This is a genomic window from Chromobacterium sp. Ag138 (genome assembly GCF_055181315.1).
This window is the reverse complement of the sequence record NZ_JBUPWA010000001.1, coordinates 3,605,187-3,631,769: the sequence shown is the minus strand read 5'-3', so window position 1 is coordinate 3,631,769 and position 26,583 is coordinate 3,605,187. Positions and strand designations below refer to the sequence as shown.

The following is a 26,583-nucleotide window of genomic DNA, read 5'->3' as shown; positions in this document are numbered from 1 at the left end:
CGGTATTCCTCCACATCTCTACGCATTTCACTGCTACACGTGGAATTCTACCCCCCTCTGACGCACTCTAGTCGTGCAGTCTCCAATGCCGTTCCCAGGTTAAGCCCGGGGCTTTCACATCAGACTTGCACAACCGCCTGCGCACGCTTTACGCCCAGTAATTCCGATTAACGCTTGCACCCTACGTATTACCGCGGCTGCTGGCACGTAGTTAGCCGGTGCTTATTCTTCCGGTACTGTCATCCCCGCCAGGTATTAACCAGCGGGATTTCCTCCCGAACAAAAGTCCTTTACAACCCGAAGGCCTTCTTCAGACACGCGGCATGGCTGGATCAGGCTTGCGCCCATTGTCCAAAATTCCCCACTGCTGCCTCCCGTAGGAGTCTGGGCCGTGTCTCAGTCCCAGTGTGGCGGATCATCCTCTCAGACCCGCTACTGATCGTCGCCTTGGTGAGCTCTTACCTCACCAACTAGCTAATCAGACGTCGGCTGCTCGTATAACGTGAGGCCTTACGGTCCCCCACTTTCCCCCTCAGGGCGTATGCGGTATTAATCCGGCTTTCGCCGAGCTATCCCCCATTACACGGTACATTCCGACGCATTACTCACCCGTTCGCCACTCGTCAGCGGTGCAAGCACCCTGTTACCGTTCGACTTGCATGTGTAAAGCATGCCGCCAGCGTTCAATCTGAGCCAGGATCAAACTCTTCAGTTCAATCTCAAGCAAATTTTCTGGCACGCAAGTTCAAAGAAATAAACAAGTATCTCTTGTCTCTTGCAGTGCAAGTGTTCGGCTTTCGCCAAGCACTTACACCTATCGGTTATTCGTTCTGTTAAAGAGCAGTGCTATCCGCTGCGTCGTCATCACCGGAACCGTTTCGTTTCCGCTGTTTCGTTCGCTGCGTCAGCTGAGGAGACGAACTATACGCCCGGGCCCCGCCTCCGTCAACACCTTTCTGCAAAGAAATTGAAAAAAACTGGTCAAAACACCGTAAAGCACTGATAACAATAGAAACGGGCTTCGTAAGTCTTCTGAACCGCTTCCACTAGCCTGCCGGCCGCCATGAATGGATAATCTCCGGTCCCACCTTTTCATGCAGTTTCGAACGTGAACCACAAGACCTGGATCTTCGACCTCGACGACACCCTCCACCACGCCAGCGGCGGCATCTTCGACCATATCAACAAGCTGATGACCGAATACATGATGCGCCACCTCGGCGTGGACGAGACGGAGGCCTGCGCGCTGCGCACCCGCTACTGGGCGCAATACGGCGCCACCATGCACGGCCTGTCCACTCATCACGGCATCGACCCGCAGCAGTTCCTGATCGAAACCCATCCAGTTGAAGTGCTGGAACAGTGGCTGCAATTCGAAGACCAATTGGCGGAAAACCTCAGCGTCCTTCCCGGCCGCAAGATCATCCTGTCCAACGGTCCGCAGCACTATGTGGAAGGCATTCTACAGCGGATGCGGATTCAGCATCACTTCGAATCGGTATACGGCGTGGAGAGGCTGAACTATATCCCCAAGCCCCACCTTGACGCCTTCCATACCGTACTGGCCCGCGAAGGCCTGAATCCCGCGCATTGCATCATGGTGGAGGATTCCTTGCCCAATCTGCTGACGGCGAAGGAACTGGGCATGACCACCATCTGGGTCAGCCGCGAGCCGCGCAAGCCGGCGCACGTCGATCACCGCGTCGATAAGATCAGCCAGTTGCTGCGTCTGCATCTGGACTGAGCCAGTACATATATATAGAAAAAGGCCGGGAAACTTCCCGGCCTTTTTGCTGGATCGCGCGGATCCGCTTACTTCAGCTTGATCTCGGACCAGACCTTGTTCAGCTCGCGGCGATCCTTGGCGTTCAGATCGTGCAACTGCTGCAGACGCGGCAGGTCGGTGGCGGTCGGGAAGATCGCCGGGATCTTGGTCAGCTCGGTCTTGACGAACTTGCCGGCGGCGGCGTTCGGGTTGCCATTGCCCATCTCGTTGGTCAGGCCGGCGGCGTTCTTGCCGTCCAGCATGAAGTTGATGAACTTGTAGGCCAGGTCCTTGCGCGGCGCGTCCTTCAGCACCACGAAGTTGTCCAGCGACAGGGTGTTGCCTTCCTTCTGCAGACTGAAGTTCAGCGCGAAAGCGCGCTTGGCCTTCTTGGCGTCCTGCTGGGCCTGGAACATGTCGTTGGAGTAGCCGAAGGCGACATAGATGTTGCCGACGGTCAGTTCCTTGATATAGGACTGGTTGTTGAAGGCGGCCCAATACGGCTTGGCCTTCAGGATCACGTCGCGGGCGGCTTTCCAGTCGGCGGGATTGGTGGAGTTGGCCGGCTTGCCCAGGTACATCAGCGCGGCGGAAACCAGCTCGCGCTGCGAATCCAGCACGGTGACCTTGCCCTTGATCTTGGCCAGCAGCGCCGGATCGAAGATCAGCGCCCAGCTGTTGACCTTGTCGCTCAGGCCCAGCTGCTTCAGCTTGGTCTCGTTGTAGCCGATCAGCGTGGTGGTGAACGCGTACGGGGCGGAGTACTTGTTGCCCTTGTCGAAGAAGCTGTTCAGATAGCCCGGGTTCAGGTTTTTGAAGTTGGGCAGCTGCGCCTTGTCCAGCGGCTGCGCCTTGCCCTGCTTGATCAGCGCGTCGACGGCGAAACCGGTCGGCACCACGATGTCGTAGCCCTTGGCGCCGGCGGCCAGCTTGGCCAGCAGCTCTTCGTTGTCGCCGTAGTAGTCCTGCACCAGCTTGCACTTGCAGTAGGCCTCGAAACTCTTGGCCGCGCTCTCGGACAGGTAGTTGTTCCAGTTGTACAGATGCAGCTCTTCGGCGGCGAACGCCTGGGTGGAGGCCGCCAGCGCCAGCAGCGCGAGGATCTTCTTCATTTCGTTTCCTTTGTATTGCACAGCTTGGTGGTACTACGAGTTAACCGGGAGACACCCCCTCGCGTCGCCCGGGTGAGGCGGCGACGGCAAGGCATTATGCTGCAACGCAAAACGCCTTGCCGCCGGATCGGCCTTTCGGCCTGGCGGCTCAACCGTTTGCGCGCAAGGCGCTCGGCGAAACCTTGGACGCGATGACGATCAACGCCAGCGTCAGCAGCATCAGCAAGGAGGACACCGCGTTCACCTCCGGCGTCACCGCGATCTTGATCATCGAGTAGATCTCCAGCGGCAGCATGCTGGCGCCCGCGCCGGCGGTGAAGAAGGTGATCACGAAGTCGTCGATCGACAGCGTGAACGCCATCAGCGCGCCGGCGATGATACCGGGCTTGATCACCGGCAGCGTGATCAGGCGGAAGGCCTGGAACGGCGTGGCGCCCAGATCGCGCGCCGCCTCCACCAGGCTGTCGTCCATGCCCTGCATCCGCGCACGCACCACGATGGCGACGAAACCGATGCAGAAGGCGATGTGCGACAGCAGGATGGTGACGAAGCCCAGCTCCAGAATGCCGATCAGTTGGTTGACGATGACGAAGAAGATCACCAGCGACACCCCCATCAGCAGCTCGGGGATGGCGATCGGCGTCAGCACCAGGAAGGGCAGCAGCCTCAGCTTGTACTTATGCAGCGCGATGCCGGCCAGCGTGCCCAGAATGGTGGCGAAGAAGCTGGCGATGATGCCGATCAGCAGCGAGTTGCCGGCCGCGGCCAGCATCTTCTCGTTGTGGAACAGCTTCTGGTACCACTTCAGCGTGAAGCCCACCCACTCGGCGTTCAGCCGCGAATCGTTGAACGAGTACAGCACCACGATCACCAGCGGCAGGTACAGGAACAGATAGGTCAGGCCGGCCGAAGCCCACAGCCATTTGGATTGCTTCTTAGCCACGCGCCTTCCCCTTTCTAGCCACCACGGCCCCCAGCACGGCGATCAACAGCACGCCGCCGGTCAGCATGATCGACAGCACCGAACCGAACGGCCAGTCGCGGGTGTCCAGAATCTGCTGCTTGATCAGGTTGCCTATCATGATGGATTCGGTGCCGCCCAGAATGTCGGGGATGGCGAACATGCCCAAGGCCGGAATGAACACCAGCGCCGAGCCGGCGAACACGCCGGGCAGGCTCAGCGGCCAGGTCACGCGCCAGAAGCGCTGCCAGGCGCTGGCGCCCAGATCCTGCGCGGCGTCGAGCAAGGCCATGTCGTGCTTTTCCAGGTTGGCGTACAGCGGCAGCACCATGAAGGGCAGGTGCACGTAGACCAGGCCGACGATCACCGCGAACGAGGTAAACAGCAGCCGCACCGGCTCGAAGCCCAGCGTGGTCAGCACCAGGTTCAGCGCCTTGGTGAACGCCGACTGCGGGCCGAGGATGATCATCCACGCGTAGATGCGAATCAAGAAGTTGGACCAGAACGGCAAGATCACCAACAGCAGCAGCAGGTCGCGGTACTTCTTGCCGGAGCGGGCGATCAGCCAGGCCAGCGGATAAGCCATCAGCAGGCAGACCACGGTGGTGGTCAGCGCGTAGCCGGCCGACTTGATGAACAGCTCGATGTACAGCGGCTCTTCCACCAGGCGGTGAAAATTGTCCAGCGTCAGCTCCCAGACACGCTGACCGTCCTCGATGGTGAACAGCGGCGCCAGGCCGCCGTAGTCGCCGGGCTGGCGGAACGCGGCCACCAGCATGATCAGCGACGGGATCAGGAAGAACAATACCAGATACAGCAAGGGGGGCCAGGACAGCGCCCACTTGCCGAAACGATCACGCATCGCCATCGCTTACTCCGTCAGGAAACTGCCGGCGTCGAAACGCCAGGCGACTTCGACCACGTCGCCGTCGTCGAAGAACTTGGCCACGCCGGGAATATTGTTGGGCTGCATCGCCTCCACCAACACGCCGTCGGCCACCTCCACCACGTAGAGGGTGACGTCGCCCAGGTACAGGCAATCATGGACGCGGCCCTTGAAATAGGCCTCGTCCGGCAGTTCCGGCAGCTCCTTGTCGAGCTTCACCTTCTCCGGCCGCAGCGCCAGCCAGCCCTGCTGGCCTTCCTTCACGCCCGGCACCGCCTGGCACTTGACGTCGCCGCAGCCCTTCAGCGCCACGGTCATGGCGTCGCCGTGCACCGCCTTGACCGTGCCTTCCAGCACATTGCACTGGCCGAGGAAGTCGGCGACGAAGCGGTTCTTCGGATAGCTGTATAGCTTCTCCGGCGCGTCCAGCTGCTCCACCTTGCCGTGGCTCATCACCGCGATGCGGTGCGACAGCGCCAGCGCCTCGCCCTGGTCGTGGGTGACGTAGACGAAGGTGATGCCCACCTCTTTCTGCAGATTGATCAGCTCGATCTGCATTTCCTCGCGCAGCTTGGCGTCGAGCGCGGACAGCGGCTCGTCAAGCAGCAACAGGCGCGGACGGTCCACCAGCGCGCGGGCGATGGCCACGCGCTGGCGCTGGCCGCCGGACATCTCGTGCGGGTAGCGGTCGCCGAACTGGGTCAGGCGCACGTCCTCCAGCAATTCGTCCACTTGGGCGGCGATCTTGCGCTTGTCCCACTTGGCCATCTTCAGCGGGAAAGCGATGTTCTCGCGCACCGTCATGTGCGGGAACAGCGCGTAGCTCTGGAACACGGTGTGCACCGGGCGCTTCTCAGGCGCCACCTGCGACATGTCCTTGCCATCCAGCAGAATCTGGCCGGCGTCCGGCTGCTCGAAACCGGCCAGCATGCGCAGCAAGGTGGTCTTGCCGCAGCCGGAGGGTCCCAGCAGGGTGAAGAACTCGCCCGCCTCGACCGACAGGCTGACGTCATTGACAGCCGTGTAGTCGCCAAAGCGTTTAACCACGTTTTTGATTTCCAGGAGAGCCATCTATCTTCCCCGCCACGAAAAAGGGCGCCATTTTAACAAAAAATCGGTTTCCGGGGCCGCGAAAATCCCTTGTAAATTCAAGACCTCAGCTCACTTTACCGCCTGGCGCGCCCGACAAGTCAAGCCGGCGGGATAAGTTGCTCTTTTCACTGACAAAAACCCGCGCGCGCCCTCTTTCGGAGGACGCCGAAAACTTAAAATGGTTCTCACTGAAATGATGCATTTTGACAACAAACTTGTCTGAAACAAGCGATTCATGTCGCCAAGCGCCGCTTTTCATGTCGCCGCCGCGACAAACGCCCTGTCCTTTTCCAGCCCAGCAGGCTGATTACGCCGCGCCGCCAGCGGCCAGCATTGGCGACTTCCCCCGCGATGTCAATATCATCAATCGTTTACATTTAACCACAATGCAAAAGGACGCCCGCAGGCGTCCTTGCATGACCGATGGTCCGGCTGGATCAGAACTTGGTGCCGACGCCGATGCCGAACACCCACGGATCGACATGCAGCGTGCCCAGCTTGGCGCCGCCGAGCTTGTCGGCGGTCACGTCGGTCTGAATCCACAGCTTCTTCACGTCCACGTTGACGAACCAGCTCTTGTTGATCGCGTAGTCGGCGCCGATCTGCAGCGCCGGGCCGAAGCTGTTGTTCTTCACGCTCAGCGGCGTGCCCAAGGCATTCAGGCCCGTGCTGTAGAAGCGGGTGTAGTTGATGCCGGCGCCGACATACGGGCGGAAGGTCGCTTCCGGCGCGAAATGGTATTGGGCGGTCAGCGTCGGCGGCAGCACGGACACTTTGCCGATATCCGCGCCGTTGGCGGTGATCTTGTGGCGGGAAGTGCCCAGGATCAGCTCGGCGCCGATATTGTTGGTGATCATGTAGGTGAAGTCGATTTCCGGCACCGTCGAGCTCTTGGCTTCGACATTCAGGCCCGGCACCAGGCCGGAATTGCTCCAGCTGCTGGACGGCGCGACGTTGATCACGCGGAAACGTGCCAGAATGTCGCCTTGGGCGGCGAAAGCGCCGGCGGACAGCATGCCGATCATGGCGGCGAGTGCGAGCTTCTTCATTTCTGTTCTCCAATGACTAGGTAATGCCGCCATGAACCATGCCGGCGTTGACAGCCATGCACGCCGGCAGTAGCGTGCGACGTCCGCAGGCAGATTATCCAAGCCCCTCCTCTCACACTTTGCGTCAGATCATGAAACAGTCATGAAATATGCCGATCTACGGGAATTCATCGCCCAACTTGAACAAAAACAGCTGCTGAAGCGCATCAATGCGCCGGTATCGCCACATCTGGAAATGACCGAAATCGGCGACCGGGTGCTGAAGGCCGGCGGCCCCGCGCTGCTGTTCGAACAACCGGCCCATGACGGCCGCCGCTACGACTTCCCGGTGCTGGCCAATCTGTTCGGCACGTCCGAGCGCGTGGCGATGGGCATGGGCGCGGAAGACGTGATGCAGCTCAGAGAGATAGGCAAGACGCTGGCCTATCTGAAGGAGCCGGAGCCGCCCAAGGGCCTGAAGGACGCTTGGGACAAGCTGCCGCTGTTGAAGCAGGTGCTGTCGATGGCGCCCAAGGAAGTGAAGAAGGCGCCGTGCCAGGACATCGTCTGGGAAGGCGAGGCGGTGGACCTCGGCAAGCTGCCGATCCAGCACTGCTGGCCAGGCGACGCCGCGCCGCTGATCACCTGGGGCCTGACCGTCACCCGCGGCCCCAACAAAAAACGGCAGAACCTCGGCATCTACCGCCAGCAGGTGATAGGCAAGAACCGCGTGATCATGCGCTGGCTGGCCCACCGCGGCGGCGCGCTGGATTACCGCGAATTCCGCCAGCAAAACCCGGATCAGCCCTATCCGGTGGCGGTGGTGCTGGGCTGCGACCCGGCGACGATACTGGGCGCGGTAACGCCGGTGCCGGACACGCTGTCCGAATACCAGTTCGCCGGCCTGTTGCGCGGCAGCCGCACCGAGCTGGTCCAGTGCATCGGCTCGGACCTGCAGGTGCCGGCCCGCGCGGAGATCGTGCTGGAAGGCCACATCCACCCCGACGACATGGCGATGGAAGGCCCCTACGGCGACCACACCGGCTACTACAACGAGCAGGACAGCTTCCCGGTGCTGACCATAGACCGGATCACGATGCGCGAGAATCCGATCTATCACAGCACCTACACCGGCAAGCCGCCGGACGAGCCGGCGATCCTGGGCGTGGCGCTGAACGAGGTGTTCGTGCCCATCCTGCAGAAGCAGTTCCCGGAAATCGTCGACTTCTACCTGCCGCCGGAAGGCTGCAGCTACCGGATGGCCATCGTCAGCATCAAGAAGCAGTACCCCGGCCACGCCAAGCGGGTGATGATGGGTTGCTGGAGCTTCTTGCGCCAGTTCATGTACACCAAGTTCATCGTGGTGGTGGACGACGACGTCAACACCCGCGACTGGAAGGAAGTGATCTGGGCGATCACCACCCGGATGGATCCGGTGCGCGACACCACGCTGATCGACCACACGCCGATCGACTACCTGGACTTCGCCAGCCCGATCTCCGGCCTGGGCGGCAAGATGGGCCTGGACGCCACCAACAAGATGCCGGGCGAGACCAACCGCGAATGGGGGACGCCCATCGTGATGGACGACGCGGTCAAGGCGCGCGTCGACGCGCTATGGAGCGAACTGGGGCTGTAACGGCCCGTGGCGAACAAAAAGCCGGGCACGCGCCCGGCTTTTTTCATGCCCGGGCCGGCGTCATCCCAGCAGGCGATGGACGATGGCCAGCCAGCCGACGGCGCCGCCGCTTGCGCTGAGGGCGACGGCCTCATTCTCCAACAACAGCAAGCCGCCATCCGGCAGCGCTTCGCCGCCGCAGTTCCACGCGCCGCGCTGCAGATACAGCAGGACCAGATCGGCGGCCTCCAGCCGCACCGCGTCCCCGTCCGCCGGCGACAGCCGCTCCAGGCCGCCGCGCCCCCAGTCGCGCGCCAGCATCAGATTGCAATCGCGCAAGGCTCCGCCCAGCAGCCGGCACTGGATGCCGATCTCGCCGGTGAAAGCCACCACCTGGCCCGGCGCGTCCAGCGTCAGCCGGCGGCCATCGGCCAGGCTCAGCTCCATGCCATCCCCCTCCAGCAGGCCCAGCTGGCGGTCCACCCCGGCGAAATGCGAAAACGGTCCGCCCTCCGCCACCTCGGCGATGGACATCCGCACGGCGAACGCGTCGCGCCGCTGCGGATGCGGCAGCCGGAACAGCTCGCGGGTGCGGCCGCCGCCATTGGCCCACGGCATGTCCAGAAAACTCTGCGGGGTCAATACGCGCATGCCGACTCCTGAAAAAATGAACGCCCACCCGCATGATGCCGGATGGGCGTTGCGCTGAACAGCCGCGCTCAGCGCTCGGCTTCAGCGCCTTGCAAAATCACTTCCCTGCCGTACACCGGGCTTTCGGCGTAGCCGGCCGCCCGGTAGCGGATGGGATGGCCCAGCTGGCGGCGCAGCTGTTTCAACGCCGCCTGGTCCAGCCCCTTGCCCGGTTCCGCCGGCCGGATCGCCAGCACCGCGCCGTCGCTGCGCTCTATCCCCAGCTTCACCAGCGGATAGGCGCCCACTTCCACCAGCACGCCGCGCTCCCAGGGTTGGCCGCCCATCGCCAGCAGCGAGGGCAGCAGGACCAGCAGCCACAGCGCGCGCCGCGTCACGGCTTCACCAGCAACAGATGGCTATTCGCCGGCACGGTGATCCGGGCCGCGCCGCGCGATACCGACAAGGCCTGGCGCCAGGTTTCCTTGCTGCTGTCGTTGCGCCAGCCCACATCTGACGCCTGGAAGCGCACCGCCGGCAACGCCAGCGTCTTGCCGGCCGGGAAGTACTGGTTGGCCGGCAGCGTGATGGTCTTGGCCGGGAAGCCGAAGCCCGCCACGTCCTGGCTATAGGCGCCCAGGCCCAGCGTGGTGGTCAGCCGCTGCAGCAAGCTGCTGTAATCGCCGCCGCCCACCGCGCGCAATCCGTCGTTCAAAGCGCTCTCTCCCTTGCTGGGGCCGGTCACCCACGGTTTCATCACGCCGGGGCCGAACTGGTGCAGCATCTGCATGCCCAGCGCCAGCGCCTTCGGATAGCAAGTGTAATCGTCGGCGGCGACGCTCCAGCCCTTCAGATTGCACGCCGGGCTGGCCAGGAACTGCTCGAAGTCGCCGCGCGGACGCAGGTCCGGATGCGAGTTGGCGTCGCGGCCGCGCCCGCCGGTGTAGGTGTCGGCCGACACCAGGTAGCCCATGGTCTGGGCCGCCAGCTCGTTCTCCCACACCGTGGTCGGCGTCGAGCCAGGCTTCTGGCGCAGAATCTTGTTGTAAGCGTACAGCACGTGCAGGTACTCATGCGCCATGGTAGACAGCGCCAGGCTTGGGCCGTTGTCCTTCATCGACCAGTTGCCCGGGCTGTCGGCCTTGGCGAAGGTGTCCAGATCGATGAAGGTCACCAGCGCCTGATTGCTCTTGCCGATCACGTCGGCGCAGTCGGCGTCGCCCTGGCACATGCTGGCCGCGGCCGAAGCCAGCAGCGCGTTGGTCCAGCGCACGTAGCCGAGCAGGCGGCCGCCGCTGGTCTTGGCCGGATCGTTGAGCCGGCTCAGCACCAGGTGCACGTCCTTGGTGTCGCCGGGCAGGGCCAGGCTGCGCCAGCTCGGGTGGATGTCGTTGCCCCAGGGCTCGCTGACCACGCTGGCTTCCAGCGGATAGACGCTGTTGGCGAAACGCTCCGCCAGCGCATCTGCCTGGGCATTGTCGACGCTCACATCCAGGCCGCCCTGCCCCCAGACATAGACCTTGCCGCCGCCGTTGGGCAGATCGCGCACCGCTTTCAGCGTGGTGGGGCTATCGCCGTCCATGTCGTGCCAGGTGCGGGCGTCGCCCAGCGCGTAAGCTTGCTGCTGCAGCGCGGCCTGCGCGCCGCTCAATTTGGCCGAATGCTGCAATTGCAGCCGTTGCAGCGCGCCGTTGCGGCTGTTCTTCGCCACCGCGTTCAGCACCGCCTGGCTCTCGGCCTCCAGGCGGTCCGCCACGGCGCGGTCGGCGCCTCGCAGTCCGCTGCCGGAAAGCTTGAACTGGGTGGAGGTATCGCCGCCGCTGACGCGGACCAGCTCGGCCTGCCAGGCCGAGGTCACCGGGCCGGCGACTTGCAGCGTCTGGTCGCGGCCGGTGGTGTTGCTGTAACGGTAGACCGAGCCCGATGCCGCCCCGCCGGCGCTGGCCGGCAACTTGCAGCTGCCGCCCGCGCAATCCAGCGTGCCGACCTCGACGCCGCTGACGCTGCGCTGGGAAAAAGCGGTAGAAGGCGCGCTGCCCGACCCGCTGTCGGCGGACTCGCTCCCGCCGCCGCCGCATGCGGTCACCATTGCGCTCAGAATCACGGAAGCCAGGACTGTCTTTTTGATCTCTTTCATCACTTTGTCGTCTTTTTGTGGTTAATTTCTGAATACAATCTTGATATTAGCCATACGACATAAATCAACACAATGTCAATTTATTACAATTAATCGTCGGACAAATGCCGTCGCCTAGGCGGCCGCAGCGTCTCCCTCCGGCAAACCTGCTATCATTCAGCGCATTTTCCGAACAAGGATCTACCATGGCATTCCTGCGCAACCCCAACTCCGCTCAACGTCTGAAGCGATTGAACGCCCGTCAGCGCAAGAAAATGCGCGTAGGCGAGTTCCGCGAGCTGGGTTTCCATCTGGTGGCCGAGCTGCACGACGGCGCGGATGCCGACGCGCTGCTGGACGGCTGGCTGACCCGCTTCGACGAAGCCGGCATCAGCTTCGGCGGCCATTTCGACGGCAAGAACCGCCTGGAAGGCGTGGCCTTCCCGATCAGCGGCGTGCAGATCGACGAAGCGCTGCGCGGCGATCTGGTGGCCTGGCTGCAGGCCCGCGCCGAAGTGAAGTCGCTGGAAGCCAGCGAACTGATCGATCTGTGGCACGCCGCCTGAGGCTTGCTCCAGATGTGAAAAAGCCGGCGATCGCCGGCTTTTTTCTTGCCCGCCCGGCTTATTCACAGGCTCAGGCGGAAATCGTTTTTATCCACAGGCTTCATGACAGCTGCCGGAACACCCGGTAGCCGACGTAAAGCCAGGTTTCGCGCGCGAGAAAGCGGGACCAGCTGGCCAGCGTGCGGAAACGGCTGGACTGGGTGGGCGCCGGATGCGCGCGCAGGCCCAGGTCGCCGGCCATCAGCACCGCGCGCCGCATGTGCAGCGGATCGCTGACCAAGAGATAGGAGCGGATGCCGAACTGGTTGCCCAGATCCCGGGCGTTGGACAGGTTCTGCCAGGTGGTGCGCGACTGGTTCTCCACCAGCATCGCCGTCATCGGCACGCCCTGCCTGGCGGCGAACTCGCGCCCGACGTCCGCTTCGGCCGGATAGCCCGGCTCCGGCGTGCCGCCGGTGAACACGATCCAGCGCACCTTGCCGCTCTGGTACAGCTTGACCGCATGGTTGATGCGCTCGCGGAACACCGGCGAAGGCTTGCTGCCCCAGGCGGCGGCGCCCAACACCAGCGCGGCGTCGGCAGACGGCACGTCTTCGCCGCTGCCGTAGTCGACGATGCTCCACGCGACATAGGCGAAGCCCAGCACCACCAGCAGAACCGCCAGCAGGAAGCCTCTTATCATCAAGCGCAAGTAGAGCATCGGGACCGCAAGAAAAGGAAAGGGATCAGCGATTGTAACCTCAATGCCGCCGCCGCGGGCAGCCCCGGGCTAACGTTCCAGTTCCCAGATCGCCGCCTGCAGGGTTTCCATCCGCGCCGCCAGCGCGGTCTGCGCATCCTGCAAGGCCTTGTTGTAGATGTCCCGTCCCATCTTGTCAGCCAGGAAGTCCAGCAGGAAACGAGCGTCGAAACTGCCGACTTCCAGCCCCAGCTGGTCGGACAGGTATTGCTGCAATTGCGGCGCCAGCTGTTGCAGCTGCTGCTCGCTGAGGAGGAATTGAGTCGCCATCGTCGAATCCGGGCAAAGAGAGAAGGAGGAGATTATGGCATGGCGGACGCATCGATATCGATGCGCGGCTGCCGCGCCTCCGGCTACAGCCGCGACCACTCCCGCCCCAAGCGCAGCAAACCTTGCTGCACCGCGCGCTGGCTGCGTTGCAGACCATCCCGCCACGGTTCCCGCCCGTCATCCCGCCGCGGCCAATGCCGGCAGGCCTGCTCGAGCAGCTCGAACCTCGGCGGACAGCTGTCGTAGCACAACGCGATGCCGTCGGCGCAGCTCCGCCTGGCCAGGCGCGCCAGCTTGTCCGGCAGCGGCGCCGGGCTGAGGCAGACGCGGGCGCCGTAGAACAGGCTGGAGCGCCAGAAGCGCTGCTGGCAGCGCCAGTCGTCCAGCAGGCAAGACCAGGCACGGACCGGAAACTCGATACTCCACCACCAGGCGGGATGATTCATCGCGCGCTCCATTTTGTGCAATGCACAATAAACGTTATACCTCCATCGGAACGCCGCCACCAGCCGCTTGTGACGCGCATAAAAAAAACCGGCGCACGCAGCGCCGGCAAACACGAGTCGAACAAAGGATGGGAAATCGTTTACAGCGTCACCCAGCGCGGGCGGGTCAACATGTCCGGCTGCAGGATGTCGTCCAGCTGTTCGCGGGTGAGCAGGCCATGGGCCAGCACCACCTCGGCCACGCTGCTGCCGTTGGCGTGCGCCTCGGCGGCGACGCGGGTGGCGGCCTCGTAGCCGATCACCGGGTTCAACGCGGTGACCAGGCCGATCGAGCTTTCCACGCTCAGGCGCAGACGCTCGCGGTTGGCGGTGATGCCCTTGACGCAGTGCTCGGTCAACGTGTCGCAGGCGTTGGCCAGGTGGCCGGCGCTGCGGAACAGGCTGTAGGCGATCACCGGCTCGAAGGCGTTCAGCTGGAGCTGGCCGGCTTCGGCGGCCATGGTGATGGTGACGTCGTTGCCGATCACCTCGTAGGCCACCTGGCTCACCACCTCCGGAATCACCGGGTTGACCTTGCCCGGCATGATGGACGAGCCGGCCTGGCGCGCCGGCAAGTTGATCTCGCCGAAGCCGGCGCGCGGGCCGGACGACAGCAGGCGCAGGTCGTTACAGGTCTTGGACAGCTTCACCGCCGCGCGCTTGATCACGCCGGACAGCTGGACGAAGGCGCCGCAGTCCTGGGTGGCCTCGATCAGGTTGGGCGCGGTGATCAGCTGGCTGCCGATCAGCTCGGACAGATGCAGGCACACCAGCCGGGCGTAGTCGGGGTGGGCGGTGATGCCGGTGCCGATGGCGGTGGCGCCGAGATTGATCTCCAGCATCAGGGCGCTGGCTTCTTTCAGCCGCTGCTCATCCTCGCCCAGCATCACGGCGTAGGTCTGGAATTCCTGGCCCAGGGTCATCGGCACCGCGTCCTGCAGCTGGGTACGGCCCATCTTCAGGATGTCCTTGAACTCCTCGGCCTTGTCCGCGAAAGCCTTGCGCAGCGTTTCCATCCGCGACACCAGCTTCAGCACGCCCCAGAAGGCGGCCAGGCGCAGCGCGGTCGGGTAGACGTCATTGGTGCTCTGGCACAGGTTGACGTGCTCGTTCGGGTGCAGATATTGGTACTCGCCCTTGGCGTGGCCCAGCAGCTCCAGCGCGCGGTTGGCGATCACCTCGTTGGCGTTCATATTGGTGGAGGTGCCCGCCCCGCCCTGGATCACGTCGACGACGAACTGGTCGTGCAGCTTGCCGGCGCGGATCTCCTCGCAGGCGTCGACGATGGCCTGGGCCAGTTTGGGGTCGAGAATGCCGAGATCGCGGTTGGCCTGGGCGGCAGCTTGCTTGATGCAGGCCAGCGCGCGGATCAGGTCGCCGTAGCCGGCGATGGTCTGGCCGGTGATCGGGAAATTCTCGATGGCGCGCAACGTGTGCACGCCCCAGTAGGCGTCGGCCGGCACGTCGCGGTTGCCGAGCAGGTCGTGTTCGATACGGGTGGACATCTGGAGGTCTCCTCAGGGCGGCCGTCATGCGCGGCCTGGAATGCCCCGCACTGTATGCCCGCCCCGGAAGCTTGGCCAATTCCGAATGGCGATGGGGTCATGCAGGAAATGCATAACCTTGGGCCGGCCTTGTCGGGCGCGGCTTTGTCCTAGACCTCGGGGTAACGCTCGGCCAGGTAATCCCACAAATCCTCCAGCGCCGCGCGGCCGCGGCGGTGGTCGCAATACAGCCGCACCTCCATCTCCACGCTCCATTCATCGCCGCCGGCCGCCGCCAGACGGCCGGCCTCGCATTCGGCCGCCACCGAGCTCTCCGGCAGGAAGGCCAGGCCGTGTCCCGCCAGCGCCATCTGCTTCAGGCCCTCGGCCATATCCGTCTCGTAGCGCAGCGACAGATGCGCCGGCTCGGCTCCCCCGACCAGCAGCAGATCGCTCATCAGCCGGAAATAGGCGTTGCTGGCGTAGCCGAGGAAGGGCAGCGGCGCGTCGGCGGAGCCGGGCAGCGCGTAGCGCGCCGCGCCGCCATCGGCCGCCGCGTACGGCCGCAGCCGCTCCACGCCCAGCCGCAAACCGCCGTAACGCGCGTCGTGCAGCTCCACCGGCTGCTTGGGATGGTGGTAGCACATCAAGAGATCGCTGCCGCCCTCGACGAAGGCCAGCACCGCATCGTGGACGTTGCTGGCCTGCAAACGGCAGGACAGCCGGCCGAAGCCGGCTTCGACCTCGGTCAGCCACTTGGGAAAATAAGAGAACGACAGCGTGTGCGGCACCGCGAATTCCAGCGTGCCTTGCGGCAAGGGCTGCAGGCCGCGCAGCATGGTGCGGGTGGTGTTGAGCTGGGCCAGCAGCGGCACCGCCTGTTCGCGCAGCAGCTTGCCGGCGGCGGTGAGCTTGGTGGGATAGGTGGTGCGGTCGATCAGGTCCGCCCCCAGCCAGCTCTCCAGCGCGCGGATGCGGCGCGAGAACGCCGGCTGCGTCAGATGGCGCAGCTCGGCGGAGCGGGTGAAGCTGCCAGTGTCGGCCAATACCAGGAAGTCTTCCAGCCAGCGGGTTTCCATCGGCGCTCGTCCAGATTCGGGATGCCCGATGTTACACCGGCGCGGCGTGGACCGTCCGCGCGCGCCGCGCACAAATTGCCAACACTTCCGCCTTTGACGCCGGCCGCCCATCGGTGCACATTGCAAGCATGCACTCTCTCGCCACTTCTTTCCCCTGGCGGTCATGGCGCGGCCGCACGCTTGCGCTAGGCGCCAGCGGCCTGCTGCACCTGCTAGCGCTGCTGTGGCTGCAAACCGCGCAGAATCCTCCCGCTTCGGCCGATCAAGCGCCGCTGCGGATCAAGATACTGCCCATCACCCTGGCGGCCGAAGCGCCCGCCGCGACAGCCAATGCGCGCGCGGCTGCGGCCGAGCATCCGGCGCCGCGCATCGCCGCCCCTTCCCATACGCGGGCGGCCGGCCAGGCTTCGCGGCCTGCCCGCCCCGACCGCCGCGGTGCCAGCGCGGCAACCGGCGAGGCGCGCGTCACCATCGAGGGGTTGCGCCAGCAAATGCGCCGCCTGGCGCCGGAGAACCCGAACGCCAAGCCGCTGCCCGAAAACCCGGAGAAAGCCCGTCTCGCGCGCGGCATAGACCGGGCGGAACGCGCCGATTGCAAAAATGCCTACGCCGGCCTGGGCCTGTTGGCCGCGCCCATGCTATTGAAAGACGCGCTGGATAAAGACAACGGCTGCAAGTGGTAGCCTGCAGCCGTCGATAAAAGCGGAAAAGCGCGGGCTCAGCCCTGCAGTGTCACCCAGTCCTGGGTGGCTTCGGCGGCCTGGAACTCGTGCACCGCCTCCCGCATCAGCGCGAACGCCGCCGGCGCGTCCAACCGCTGGCAGGCATCGGACAGCCGGGCCAGCAGCGACGCCATCTCCTCTTCGGGCAAATGGTATTCCTGCGCGCGCATGATGCGGGCGTGGTCAGTGGGCAGCACGTTGTCGCCGATCAGCAGTTCTTCGTACAGCTTCTCGCCCGGCCGCAGGCCGGTGACGCGGATTTCGATGTCGCCGCCCGGCTGGTTCTCGTCCTTCACCTCCAGCCCGGACAGATGCACCATGCGCCGCGCCAATTCGATGATCTTCACCGGCTCGCCCATGTCCAGCACGAACACGTCGCCGCCGTCGCCCATCGCGCCGGCCTGGATCACCAGCTGCGCCGCCTCCGGTATGGTCATGAAGTAACGGGTGATGTCGGCGTGGGTCAGCGTGATCGGGCCGCCGGCCTTGATCTGGCGGCGGAACAGCGGGACGACGGAGCCGGAGCTGCCCAGCACATTGCCGAAGCGCACCATCACGAAGCGGGTGCGGCTGCCGCGCGCGTGGCGGGTCTGCAGCGTCAGTTCGGCCAGACGCTTGGTGGCGCCCATCACATTGGTGGGGCGCACCGCCTTGTCGGTGGAAATCAGCACGAAGGTGTCGACGCCGCAATCCTCGGCGGCGCGGGCGGTGGTGTCGGTGCCGAAAGCGTTGTTGACGATGCCGGCCACCGGGTTGTGCTCCACCATCGGCACGTGCTTGTAGGCGGCGGCGTGATACACCGTCTCCACCTGGAAGGCGCGCATCACCTGGGTCAGCCGCGCATAGTCAGTGACCGAGCCCAATATCGGCGTGCGCGGGATCCGCGGCGCGATCTGCGCCAGCTCCTGGTCTATGCTGTACAGCGCGAACTCGGACAACTCGAACAGCACGATGCGCGCCGGACGGTTCTTGACGATCTGCCGCGCCAGCTCGGAGCCGATGGAGCCGCCGGCGCCGGTGACCATCACCACCTTGTCGCGGATGTTGCGCGCCAGCAGCTCGGCCTTGGGCGGCACCGGCTCGCGGCCCAGCAGGTCTTCGATCTCGACTTCCTTCAACTCTTCCACCCGCGCCTCGCCGGACACCAGGTCGGCCATGCCGGGCAGGCGCTTGATCGGCACCCTCAGCTTTTCCAGCGATTCCAGCACCTCGCGCTGCCGGCCCCGGCCCACCGACGGCATCGCCAGCAGGATGCACTTGGCCTGGGTGTCCTTGATCAGCGCCGGCAACTCCGCCGGCGCGTGCACCGCCACGCCGCGATAGGTGCGGCGGTGCAGGTCGGGATTGTCGTCGACAAAGGCCATCGGCCGATACTCGCGGCCGGCCTGCAGGGCCAGCATCAGTTGCAGGCCGGCCTGGCCGGCGCCGTAGATGATCACCGGATCGCGCGGCGCCTCGGTGGCGTCGATCCGCCGCACCAGGCCGCGCAGCAGGAAGCGGCTGCCGCCGATGTAGGCCATCGCGAACACCCAGAAGATGATCACCGACGCGCGCGGCATCGCCCAGATATGGGCCATCTGGATCACCGCCTGCAGCACCAGCACCGACAGTGTCACGCCGCTAAACACGGTGAAGATAATCTTGTCATCCAGATACTTCAGCACCGCGCGGTACAGGCCCAGCTTGATGAAGATGGGAATCGCCCACAAGGGCGGCACGATGAAGATCCACAGGTGCGGGTTGAGCTTGGGGTCCCAATAGCCGCCCAGGCGCAGAAACACCGCGCTCCACAGCGCGAGCGGCAACAGCAGCGCGTCCATCAGCGCCAGCATCGCCATCTTGTTGTGGCGGGAGAAGGCTAGCAGTTTTTCAAACATGGTCATTCTTTCGTATCCGGCCGCCATTGATACAGCGCGTCCGGACAGCGTTCCTCGTTATCCTGCCCGTCGCCCAGGCTCAGCAATTTGAAACCATGCGCCTCGTAAAAGCGCCGCGCGCCGGCGTTGGCTTGAAACACATGCAGCCGGCAGGCCCGCATCTGCCACAATGCCACCCGCTCCAGCAGCGCTCGGCCAATGCCGGCATTCCGATGGCCGGCGCCGAAATACAGCTGATCCAGCCACAGCAGGCCATCTTGTTCCGAGTAAGCGGCGAAGCCGGCGATCTCGCCGCCCCGCTCCGCCAGCCAGACATCGCCTGCTGGCAGCAACGAATCGGCGAACCAGGCCCGCACCGCATCGTCGCCGTGCGCCAACGGCGCATACGGCATCTCGCGGCGGCAGGCCAGGTAAATGGCTGCCAGCGTACCGGCGTCGGCGGCTTGGGCGGCGCGGATGGAGAAGGTCATCGGCTGACGATCTTCATCAAGGTGGCGACGATGATGCGGATGTCTTCCCACAGGTTGTGCGTCTCGGCGTAGCGGACGTAATAGCCGAGCTTCTCCGGCAGCACCTCGTCGATGTAGGCGCGCTCGGGATCGGCGGCGCGACCCAGTATCTCGTTTTCATCGATCATGCGGATCGACGCCCAGTCGGTGATGCCAGGGCGCACCGACAGCACGATGTCCTTCACCTCGTCCGGATAGTGCGCCACATACTTGGGCACCTCCGGCCGCGGGCCGACCAGGCTCATGTCGCCGAACAGCACGTCGATCAGCTGCGGCAGCTCATCCAGCTTGGTCTTGCGCAGCAGGCGGCCGGCGCCGGTGACGCGCGCATCGGCGCCTACAGTCAGTTGGCCGTGGCGCTCAGTATCCACCTGCATGGTGCGGAATTTGTGGATGCGGAACAGCGTGCCGCCGCGCCCCACCCGCACCTGGCGGAAGAACACCGGCCCCGGCGAGTCCAGCTTCACCCACAACGCCACCGCCGCGAGCGGCAACGCCAGCGCGACGAGGCCCGCGCCGGAAGCGGCGATGTCGAACAAGCGTTTTGCCAGCCGCGAGCCGTGGCGGCGCGGCCGGCAGCAGGGCGGCAGCAATTCGCCGCCCTTTTTTTCCAGCCGCTCGCTCATGCGCCCAGAATCTCGCGCACCGCGGCGATGACGCGGGTCTGGTCATCGTCCGTCATACGGGTGTACAGCGGCAGCGTCACTTCGGCCTCGAAAGCGGCGTCGGCTACCGGGAATTGCTCGCGCGTCAGCTGGTAGCCGTCGCGCCATACCGGCTGGCGATGCAGCGGGATGAAGTGCACCGAGCAGCCGATGCCCTTTTCCGCCATCCTGGCGATGAAGTCGTCGCGGCTGATGCCGGCTTCCGGCTTGATCCGCACCGGGTACAGGTGCCAGGCGTGGTTGCTGCCCTCGTCCTTGGCGCGCGCCGGCAGGATCAGCGGCAGATCGGCCAGTTCGCGGTCGAAGCGCTGGGCCATGGCCTCGCGCTTTTCATAGAAGCCGCGGATCTTCTTCAATTGGTGGATGCCCATCGCCGCGGCGGTGTCCGGCATATTGTACTTGTAGCCCGGGGCCACCACTTCGTAGAACCAGGCCGGGGTCTTGGACACGTAGCGGTCGAAGGCGTCGCGGCTGATGCCGTGCAGGCGCATCACCTTGCAGCGGGCGATGATGTCCTTGTGCTTGGACACCACCATGCCGCCCTCGCCGGTGGTCATGGTTTTGTTGGCGTAGAAGCTGAACACGGTCACATCCGAATCCAGCGTGCCCACCAGTTTGCCCTTGTAGTAGGTGGGCATCGCGTGGGCGGCGTCCTCGACGATCTTCAGGCCATGCTCGCGGGCGATGGCGATGATCTCGTCCATCTCGCAGGCCAGGCCGGCGAAGTGCACCGGGATGATGGCCTTTGTTTTATCGGTGATCGCGGCGCGGATCGCATCCGGACGGATATTGAAGGTGGCGGCGTCCACGTCCACGCACACCGGGTGCGCGCCCAGATAGCGCACCACTTCGGCGGTGGCGGTGAAGGTGTAGGACGGCACGATCACCTCGTCGCCTTCGCGGATGCCGATGGCTTCCAGCGCCAGGTGCAGGCCGGCGGTGGCGGAGTTGACCGCGATCGCCTCGACGCCGTCGCCCAGGAAAGCCGCGAAATCGGCCTCGAACTGCTTGGTCTTGGGGCCGGTCGTCACCCAGCCGGAACGCAAAGCGTCGACCACTTCGTTGATCTCTTCCTCGCCGATATCCGGCAAGGCGAACGGCAGGAATTTTTGTTCGCTCATTTCTGTATCTTTCGCTATCGGGTCCGGCCGGCTTCTCGCCAGCCGTCAACATGCCACTCACTCATTCGCGGCCGGCACCCCCGGCCGCGGCGCAAAACCGGTCAAAGCGCCATGCGCCAAATCTTCCAGCAGGCCTGCTGGACACGCTCCGTGGTCACAGGCCCAAATCCTTTTCCACCTTGCCAAAGTACTTCAGCCGCTTCTTGTAGGCGTCGCGCACGCACAAGGCATCTTCGCACTTGTTGCGCACCTCTTTCAGCCAGCGCACCTGCTCCTTGCCATAGGGATCCAGCCGCTTGCCGGTATCGCCGTCTATGCCTTTGGTTTCATCCTGAATGGCGGTGAAGCGCTTGGCCAGTTCCGAGTCCAGGGCAGACAGCTCGGCGTCGGCGCAAATCATTTTTTCCACCTTCAGCTTGGCGTAAACGCAGTTGAAGCCGGCGGACTGTGCCGGCACGGCGGCGAGGCTCAAGCAGGCGGCCGCGGCCGCCATCCAGATTTTCTCGATCATCTTGTTCTCTTTCTTTTATCGGTTACATCACGATTGCCCGTTTCCAGGCAGATTCGGCGGAACGCCCGCCAGCGGGCTTCCTCCCTACCTTACAGTTTCACGGCAGCCAGGAAGCGCCGCGCCAGCACCGCGTAGTCGTGGTTGGCCAGCACATAGGCCTTGCCGGCCGCGCCCATCGCCTCGCGCTCAGCCAGCGGCAACACCGCCATGCGCTTGACCGCGTCGGCGATCACGGCCGGATCCTCCACGCCTATGCTCAAGCCCGCGCCGGCGTCCTTGACCATATCGTTGCCGGCCTCCACCGAGTGGATCACCGGCTTGCCCGCCATCATGTAGTCGAACAGCTTGTTCGGATTGATGCCGAAACGGTAGATCGGCAGCTTGCGCCAGCCGATGTAGAGCGCGTCGCACTCGGCCAGGAAGGCGGGAACGCTGCGCTTGGCGATGGACGGCAGGAACATCACATTGTCCAGCTTCAGTTCGGCGGCGCGCGCCACCAGCGCCTGCTTGTCCGGACCGTCGCCCACCAGCACGAAAGTCACCGGCGCGTCGCGCATCAAGGCCGCGGCCTCCAGCAGATAATCCAGCGCGTTGGCCAGGCCGTGGCCGCCGGCGTAGCCGACGATGAAGCGCCCATGGGACTTCAGCTCCGCCAGCCGCATCCGGTGCTCGGCCGGCAGCGGCAGCGCCTCGCCCTGCCACTCGCCCACGTCCACGCCATTGGGGATCACCGCGTATTTTTCAGGCGCCATGCCGTGCGCCATCATGTAGTCCTTGGCGCAAGGCAGCATCGACACCACGGTGTCGGCGCGCCGGTAGCCGAAATCCTCGGCCCACTGCAGCAGGCGGATGAACGGGTGCTTGGGCGACATGCCGCCCACTTCCACCGGCGTCAGCGGCCACAGGTCGTGCACCTCGTACACCAGCCGGGCGCCGGTCTTGCCGGCGATCCACGCCGCCGGCACGGTGTCCAGCGGATAGGTGGACGAGGCGATCACCACGTCCGGCTTCCATTCTTTCAAATAGCGCCGCGACAAGCCCATCACGCGGGCCAGGAAGCTGAAGATGTTCAGCACCCGGCCGACGCCGTTGCCCTCGTAAGGGCGGGTCTTGCACCAGGTGTAGCGGATGCCGTCGATATCCTCGTCGCGGTACTTGCCGTCGACTTGCGGATGGGTCTGGCGCAGGTGCGACACGTCGGCCGCCAGCATGTTCACTTCGTGCCCGGCCTGCACCCATTCGCGCGCCAGGTAATAAGGGCGGAATTCCATGCCGTGGCGCGGGCTGCCGGCGTAGTGGTTGATGTAGAGGATTTTCATGATTTACAGCGTCGCGTACAGCTTGATCAGCTTGTCGGCCTCGGCCGCCCAGCTGTATTTGTTCAACACCGCCCGCTTGCCGGACTCGCCCAGCGCGCGCATGCGCGCCTCGTCGCCCAACAGCTCGTTGATGGCGGCGGAGATGGCGGCCGCGTCCTGCGGATCGACCAGCACGCCGCAGCCGGCGTCGTCGACGATCTCGCGCCAGACCGGGAAGTCGCTGGCGATCACCGGCATGCCGGCAGCCATGTATTCAAACAGCTTGATCGGCAGCGCGTCCACGTAATTGGGCGTGGGGAACAGCGTCACCAGGCCGATTTTGCTCTTGGCCAATACCTCGGCCACGCCCTTGCGGTCCAGCACGCCCAGGTCGTTGACGCGCGCCCAGCCGGGCTCGGCCGTCACCTTGGCCCTGAGGTCGCTCTCGCTCCACGGCCCGGCCAGGTTCAGCCGGGTGGCGGTGCCCGGCAGCGCGGCGACAATCGGCTCGATGCCGCGGATGCGGCTGATGCCGCCGATGTAGCACACTTCGTTGCGGCGGCTTTCCCACGGCGTGTCGCGCACCAGCTCTTCCAGGATCGGGAAATTGCACACGTCCAGCGCGTTGGCGCCCAGCTTCTCGAAGCGTTTGCGGATGTGCGGGGTGGAGGTGACGATGGCGTCGAAGCGGCGCGCGGCCCAATCTTCCAGCGTTTCGAAGCCGCCGGACACCAGCGGGCGCACCGCGCCGGGGATCCAGTGCTTGGCCAGGATCTGGCGCGGCACGTCCTCGTGCACGTCATACACCACCTTGATGCCGGCCTGCTTCAGGCGCACGCCGGCGGGGATCAGTTCCGGGTCGTGGAAATGGACCACGTCGGGCCGCAGCTTCAGCGCGGCCTGGTAGACGCGCTTGACGGTGCCGGTCATCCGCGACAGCCGGCCGCCGGTCTTGGGGCCGACATCGTGGATGCGCACGCCGTTGCGGATTTCCTCGCCCTGGCCGTCGGCGACGATCAGCGTCACCTCATGGCCGGCCGCCGCCAGCGAGCTGCACTCCTTGACGAAGATGCGGATGTCGTGGCGCGGATGGGCGGAGGTCAGGTGGGCTATTTTCATCAGGTTCAAACCTTGTTGGCGGCCAGTTCGCGGATCAAGTCGGCGAAGCCGGCCATATTGGCCCGGTGCAGCGCCTTGGCCGCCACCAGGCCGCGGTTGATCTCGGCGGCGGAGCCCAGCGCCGCGTCGTCCTCGGCCTTGATCATCGCGCGGCACAGCTCGGGCCCCAGGCGATTGGCGTCCTCGGCGATCATGCCGTTGAGGCCGTCTATCACCCACTCGCCGTTGGCCGGCAGATTGGACAACAGCGGCAGGCAGCCGTGGCCCATCGCCTCCATCAGGCTGACGCTGGTGGCGTCCGAGCGCGGCACGCTGACGAAGACGCGCGACTCGGCGTACAGCCTGCCCAGCGCGGCGCTGTCGACGAAGCCGGCGAATTCGACGCGCTTGAGGCCGAGCGAGGCCGCCAGTTGTTTCAAATTCTCAGTCTCGCCGCCGCTGGCGGCGACCACCAGGCTCCAGTCGGCGCAGCAGCCGCTGTTCTCCACTTCAGCCCAGCCCCTGAGGATGGCGTCGATGCGGTACAGCGGCTTGTGCAGCCGGCAGGACAAGATCTGCTTTTTCTTGGCGCCGATCTCCGGCTGCGGCGGCAGCGCGTCGATGCCGTAACTCAACAGCGAGATGCGGCAATCGCCGGCCAGCTCGCGGATCTTCGCCGCCATGTACAACGAATCGGACGTGATCGCGGCGGCGGCTTTGAGATTGCCGCGCACCATCGCCCGCAGCAGCGGGTTTTGATCCGGCAGCAGCAGCACGTCCGAGCCCCAGGCCGTCAGCAACATCGGGATCCGCGAACCCGCCAGCGCGCGGCGCGCATGCCAGGCCACGCTGTTGGCCTGGTGGACGTGGACCACGTCGGGCTTTACCTCGGCGATCCAGGCCTTCAGACGGCCGGCGGTGGGCCAGGCCTTCAGGCTGAAGTCGACGCGCAGCTCGCCCTTCAGGTTGGCCGGACGGCGTTCCGCCGGCACGTCGCCGTTGCAGGCCAGGTACAGCTCGTCCACATGCGGCGCGATGCCGGAGAGAAAACGCCAGGTGTGGATGGAGGCGGAGCCCGCCACCAGCAGGCGGGCGATCTTGTCAGTCATTGGCCCAGGCCTCGTACAGACGATGCAGCTCCGGGCTCTGCGCCAGCCACTCGGCGTCGCCGTCGCGGGTGTCGCCGACCACTCGCGCCGGATTGCCGGCCAGGATGGCGAAATCCGGATACTCGCCGGCCGGCACGAAGCTGTAGGCGGACACGATGCTGCCCTTGCCCAGCTCCACGCCCGGCATCAGCACCGAGTGCGGGCCGATGAAACTGTACGGCCCCAGCCGGGTGGACTTCTTCAGATAGCCGACATGGTTGTCGCGCGTCAGGTACTCGCGGCCGTACAGCCGGATCGCCACATGGCTGGAGTGGGTCAGCACCGACACGTAGTTGGTGACCTGGCAGCCCTCGCCGATGTACAGGCCGCCGGAGGCGTCGATCAGATTGAAATGGCCGATATAGACATTGTCCTCGACCATCAGCTTGTCTATGTGTTCGATGCGCGTCATGTTGGAGACGCGGGTGCGCTTCAGGAACACGCCGTCGCCGCGCTGGAAGCCGTATACCATGCGCGGCCGCACCCATGCCGACAGCCGAAAGCGGATACGGCTGAGCAATCCATTCCAGTTCATCGTGCCGCCTTATAAAGCCAGGTGAAGTAAGCAAGGAAATAGCCGGCCATCACGACCGACACCAGTTGGAATGTGGCGACCGCATCCTGCCAGAGATGGAAGCCCAGCCACAACGAGCCCAGGAACAGCACGGCCTGCACCAGGGACAGGAAAAACGCGAAGCGCTGGCGATTGATCACCGGCGGCACCATGCCCAGCGGCGAGGCGACGAAATGGAACAGGATGTACAGCGACATCGCCTCGGCGTAGCGGCCGGCCTCGGCCCAGTTGCGGCCGAACACCAGCGTGAACAGCGGCTCGCCGAAAATCTGGATCACCAGGAAGGGAAACAGCGACATGCCGAACAGCGTCAGCATCATCTTGCGCAGGATGGGGCGCAGCGGCTTGCCCAGATTGCGCGCCTCGGCCAGCTCGCGATAGGCCACCTGGGCCACCGCCTGGCCGATCAAGGCCGCCGGCAGCTTCAGCACCCGCATCATCAGGCCGTAGAAGCCGACCGCCGAGGTGCTGGCCAGCACGGCCAGCACCGCCAGCGTGGCGGAGTCCAGCAGCGCCGTGCTCAAGGCGTGCGGGGCGTTGATCTTGGGAAATTCGATATAAGCGAGCGCCGCCTCGCGCATGCCCTGGCGGCTGACGCCGCGCCGCCAGCCGAAGCGGGCCTTCAGGTCCTGCCAGCTTTGCGCCAGCAGCGAGCCGAGCTGGCCGGCCAGCTGGCCCAGGATCAGGCCGCCGGCGCCGGCGCCCAGCCAGCCGGCCAGCACCTGGGTGCCGGCCATGCCGAAAGACTGGGTCATGCGGCCGTTGGCGTTGGCCTGGTAGCGGCGGTGGCGGTTGTTCCAGTTGGTCCACGCCTGCATCAGGCCCGCCAGCCATACCGACAGCGGCAGCAGCACCAGCCAGGACTCCAGCTCCGGCGCGCCCAGACGGGCGGCGATGTGCGAATGGCCGCCCATCAACACCACCAGGCCGATCAGCAAGGCCAGCGCGCTGGCGCACAGCAGAGACAGGCCCATCAGGTTGTCGGCGCGGCTTTCCTCGGCCGGCAGCACGATGGCCATCTCGTAGCGGGCGGTGGCCAGCACCGCCAGCGTCGACATCCACGACACGTACACCGCCTGGATGCCCACTTCGTGCGGGTCGTACAGGCGGGTGATCAGCGGCGAGGCCAAGAGCGGCACCACCTGGGCCACCGCCGCCCCGGTGACCAGGGTGATGATGTGGCGGATGAAACCGCTTTTAGGCACGCGCAGCGACGACAATGACACCAT

General features: G+C 64.9%; 27 protein-coding genes and 2 other annotated features. Of the genes, 4 read left to right on the top strand and 23 right to left on the bottom strand.

The window, feature by feature from the left end:
• Positions 1–134: a sequence feature (16S ribosomal RNA rRNA prediction is too short), on the bottom strand.
• 31 nt (positions 135–165) lie between these two features.
• Positions 166–707, bottom strand: a sequence feature (16S ribosomal RNA rRNA prediction is too short).
• Between the two features lie 401 nt (positions 708–1,108).
• A complete protein-coding gene (locus tag ACY3GB_RS17020; RefSeq protein ID WP_463089775.1) occupies positions 1,109–1,744 on the top strand; it encodes a pyrimidine 5'-nucleotidase in 636 nt (211 codons plus the stop codon).
• A gap of 68 nt (positions 1,745–1,812) precedes the next feature.
• Here ACY3GB_RS17020 and ACY3GB_RS17015 read toward each other — a convergent pair whose 3' ends face one another.
• The 5 genes from ACY3GB_RS17015 to ACY3GB_RS16995 form a co-directional block, all read right to left on the bottom strand.
• Positions 1,813–2,877, bottom strand: coding sequence for an ABC transporter substrate-binding protein (locus ACY3GB_RS17015; RefSeq protein WP_463089774.1), 1,065 nt, complete (start codon positions 2,875–2,877; stop codon positions 1,813–1,815).
• A gap of 148 nt (positions 2,878–3,025) precedes the next feature.
• Positions 3,026–3,820: an ABC transporter permease gene (locus ACY3GB_RS17010; protein ID WP_463089773.1), complete on the bottom strand. Its 795-nt coding sequence runs from the start codon at positions 3,818–3,820 to the stop codon at positions 3,026–3,028.
• Positions 3,813–4,706 (bottom strand): ABC transporter permease, encoded by an 894-nt coding sequence (locus tag ACY3GB_RS17005; protein WP_463089772.1) that lies wholly within the window; start codon positions 4,704–4,706, stop codon positions 3,813–3,815. The genes ACY3GB_RS17010 and ACY3GB_RS17005 overlap by 8 nt, the downstream gene beginning before the upstream one ends.
• A 3-nt stretch (positions 4,707–4,709) precedes the next feature.
• The gene (locus tag ACY3GB_RS17000; RefSeq protein ID WP_463089771.1) at positions 4,710–5,771 is read right to left on the bottom strand and encodes an ABC transporter ATP-binding protein; all 1,062 of its coding nucleotides are present in this window, start codon (positions 5,769–5,771) and stop codon (positions 4,710–4,712) included.
• Positions 5,772–6,253: 482 nt separating this feature from the next.
• On the bottom strand, positions 6,254–6,865 hold the full coding sequence (locus ACY3GB_RS16995) for an OmpW/AlkL family protein (RefSeq protein ID WP_046157451.1): 612 nt from the start codon (positions 6,863–6,865) through the stop codon (positions 6,254–6,256).
• Between the two features lie 142 nt (positions 6,866–7,007).
• On the opposite strand from ACY3GB_RS16995, the gene ubiD reads away from it, so the two are divergent.
• On the top strand, positions 7,008–8,483 hold the full coding sequence (gene ubiD / locus ACY3GB_RS16990) for a 4-hydroxy-3-polyprenylbenzoate decarboxylase (protein ID WP_463089770.1): 1,476 nt from the start codon (positions 7,008–7,010) through the stop codon (positions 8,481–8,483).
• A 60-nt stretch (positions 8,484–8,543) separates the two neighbouring features.
• Here ubiD and ACY3GB_RS16985 read toward each other — a convergent pair whose 3' ends face one another.
• From ACY3GB_RS16985 to ACY3GB_RS16975, 3 genes are all read right to left on the bottom strand, one after another.
• Complete coding sequence (locus tag ACY3GB_RS16985) at positions 8,544–9,113, bottom strand: HutD/Ves family protein (protein ID WP_463089769.1); 570 nt, start codon at positions 9,111–9,113, stop codon at positions 8,544–8,546.
• 68 nt (positions 9,114–9,181) lie between these two features.
• Positions 9,182–9,490: a hypothetical protein gene (locus ACY3GB_RS16980; RefSeq protein WP_463089768.1), complete on the bottom strand. Its 309-nt coding sequence runs from the start codon at positions 9,488–9,490 to the stop codon at positions 9,182–9,184.
• Complete coding sequence (locus tag ACY3GB_RS16975; RefSeq protein ID WP_463089767.1) at positions 9,487–11,229, bottom strand: M30 family zinc metallopeptidase; 1,743 nt, start codon at positions 11,227–11,229, stop codon at positions 9,487–9,489. The genes ACY3GB_RS16980 and ACY3GB_RS16975 overlap by 4 nt, the downstream gene beginning before the upstream one ends.
• 185 nt (positions 11,230–11,414) lie before the next feature.
• Between ACY3GB_RS16975 and ACY3GB_RS16970 the strand changes: the two genes are divergently transcribed.
• Positions 11,415–11,774 (top strand): YggL family protein, encoded by a 360-nt coding sequence (locus ACY3GB_RS16970; protein WP_463089766.1) that lies wholly within the window; start codon positions 11,415–11,417, stop codon positions 11,772–11,774.
• A 100-nt stretch (positions 11,775–11,874) separates the two neighbouring features.
• Here ACY3GB_RS16970 and ACY3GB_RS16965 read toward each other — a convergent pair whose 3' ends face one another.
• The 5 genes from ACY3GB_RS16965 to ACY3GB_RS16945 form a co-directional block, all read right to left on the bottom strand.
• Positions 11,875–12,474 carry a YdcF family protein gene (locus ACY3GB_RS16965; RefSeq protein WP_463089765.1) on the bottom strand — a complete coding sequence of 200 codons (600 nt, stop codon included), beginning with the start codon at positions 12,472–12,474 and terminating at the stop codon, positions 11,875–11,877.
• 69 nt (positions 12,475–12,543) lie between these two features.
• Positions 12,544–12,783, bottom strand: a complete 240-nt coding sequence (locus tag ACY3GB_RS16960; protein WP_021477392.1) for a DUF2164 family protein — start codon at positions 12,781–12,783, stop codon at positions 12,544–12,546.
• A gap of 83 nt (positions 12,784–12,866) precedes the next feature.
• Positions 12,867–13,229, bottom strand: a complete 363-nt coding sequence (locus tag ACY3GB_RS16955) for a hypothetical protein (RefSeq protein WP_463089764.1) — start codon at positions 13,227–13,229, stop codon at positions 12,867–12,869.
• A 140-nt stretch (positions 13,230–13,369) separates the two neighbouring features.
• Complete coding sequence (aspA, locus tag ACY3GB_RS16950) at positions 13,370–14,773, bottom strand: aspartate ammonia-lyase (protein WP_463089763.1); 1,404 nt, start codon at positions 14,771–14,773, stop codon at positions 13,370–13,372.
• A gap of 149 nt (positions 14,774–14,922) precedes the next feature.
• Positions 14,923–15,831: a LysR substrate-binding domain-containing protein gene (locus tag ACY3GB_RS16945; protein ID WP_463089762.1), complete on the bottom strand. Its 909-nt coding sequence runs from the start codon at positions 15,829–15,831 to the stop codon at positions 14,923–14,925.
• A gap of 128 nt (positions 15,832–15,959) precedes the next feature.
• Here ACY3GB_RS16945 and ACY3GB_RS16940 point away from each other — a divergent pair, with 128 nt between their 5' ends.
• Positions 15,960–16,514: a hypothetical protein gene (locus tag ACY3GB_RS16940; RefSeq protein WP_463089761.1), complete on the top strand. Its 555-nt coding sequence runs from the start codon at positions 15,960–15,962 to the stop codon at positions 16,512–16,514.
• A 35-nt stretch (positions 16,515–16,549) separates the two neighbouring features.
• Here ACY3GB_RS16940 and ACY3GB_RS16935 read toward each other — a convergent pair whose 3' ends face one another.
• From ACY3GB_RS16935 to ACY3GB_RS16890, 10 genes are all read right to left on the bottom strand, one after another.
• The gene (locus ACY3GB_RS16935; RefSeq protein ID WP_463089760.1) at positions 16,550–18,430 is read right to left on the bottom strand and encodes a polysaccharide biosynthesis protein; all 1,881 of its coding nucleotides are present in this window, start codon (positions 18,428–18,430) and stop codon (positions 16,550–16,552) included.
• Positions 18,431–18,432: 2 nt separating this feature from the next.
• The gene (locus tag ACY3GB_RS16930; RefSeq protein WP_463089759.1) at positions 18,433–18,900 is read right to left on the bottom strand and encodes an N-acetyltransferase family protein; all 468 of its coding nucleotides are present in this window, start codon (positions 18,898–18,900) and stop codon (positions 18,433–18,435) included.
• Entirely contained in the window at positions 18,897–19,565 is a 669-nt protein-coding gene (locus tag ACY3GB_RS16925) for a sugar transferase (protein WP_463089758.1), read from the bottom strand. Before ACY3GB_RS16925 ends, ACY3GB_RS16930 begins: the two co-directional genes overlap by 4 nt.
• Positions 19,562–20,725 (bottom strand): DegT/DnrJ/EryC1/StrS family aminotransferase, encoded by a 1,164-nt coding sequence (locus ACY3GB_RS16920; protein WP_463089757.1) that lies wholly within the window; start codon positions 20,723–20,725, stop codon positions 19,562–19,564. The genes ACY3GB_RS16925 and ACY3GB_RS16920 overlap by 4 nt, the downstream gene beginning before the upstream one ends.
• 154 nt (positions 20,726–20,879) lie before the next feature.
• Positions 20,880–21,236 (bottom strand): lysozyme inhibitor LprI family protein, encoded by a 357-nt coding sequence (locus ACY3GB_RS16915; RefSeq protein ID WP_463089756.1) that lies wholly within the window; start codon positions 21,234–21,236, stop codon positions 20,880–20,882.
• A gap of 89 nt (positions 21,237–21,325) precedes the next feature.
• Positions 21,326–22,555 carry a glycosyltransferase family 4 protein gene (locus ACY3GB_RS16910; RefSeq protein ID WP_463089755.1) on the bottom strand — a complete coding sequence of 410 codons (1,230 nt, stop codon included), beginning with the start codon at positions 22,553–22,555 and terminating at the stop codon, positions 21,326–21,328.
• Positions 22,556–22,558: 3 nt separating this feature from the next.
• The gene (locus ACY3GB_RS16905; RefSeq protein ID WP_463089754.1) at positions 22,559–23,653 is read right to left on the bottom strand and encodes a glycosyltransferase family 4 protein; all 1,095 of its coding nucleotides are present in this window, start codon (positions 23,651–23,653) and stop codon (positions 22,559–22,561) included.
• Between the two features lie 5 nt (positions 23,654–23,658).
• The gene (locus tag ACY3GB_RS16900) at positions 23,659–24,741 is read right to left on the bottom strand and encodes a glycosyltransferase family 4 protein (protein WP_463089753.1); all 1,083 of its coding nucleotides are present in this window, start codon (positions 24,739–24,741) and stop codon (positions 23,659–23,661) included.
• Positions 24,734–25,315 carry an acyltransferase gene (locus ACY3GB_RS16895; RefSeq protein WP_463089752.1) on the bottom strand — a complete coding sequence of 194 codons (582 nt, stop codon included), beginning with the start codon at positions 25,313–25,315 and terminating at the stop codon, positions 24,734–24,736. Before ACY3GB_RS16895 ends, ACY3GB_RS16900 begins: the two co-directional genes overlap by 8 nt.
• Positions 25,312–26,574 (bottom strand): lipopolysaccharide biosynthesis protein, encoded by a 1,263-nt coding sequence (locus tag ACY3GB_RS16890; RefSeq protein WP_463089751.1) that lies wholly within the window; start codon positions 26,572–26,574, stop codon positions 25,312–25,314. The genes ACY3GB_RS16895 and ACY3GB_RS16890 overlap by 4 nt, the downstream gene beginning before the upstream one ends.
• Positions 26,575–26,583 lie beyond the last annotated feature (9 nt).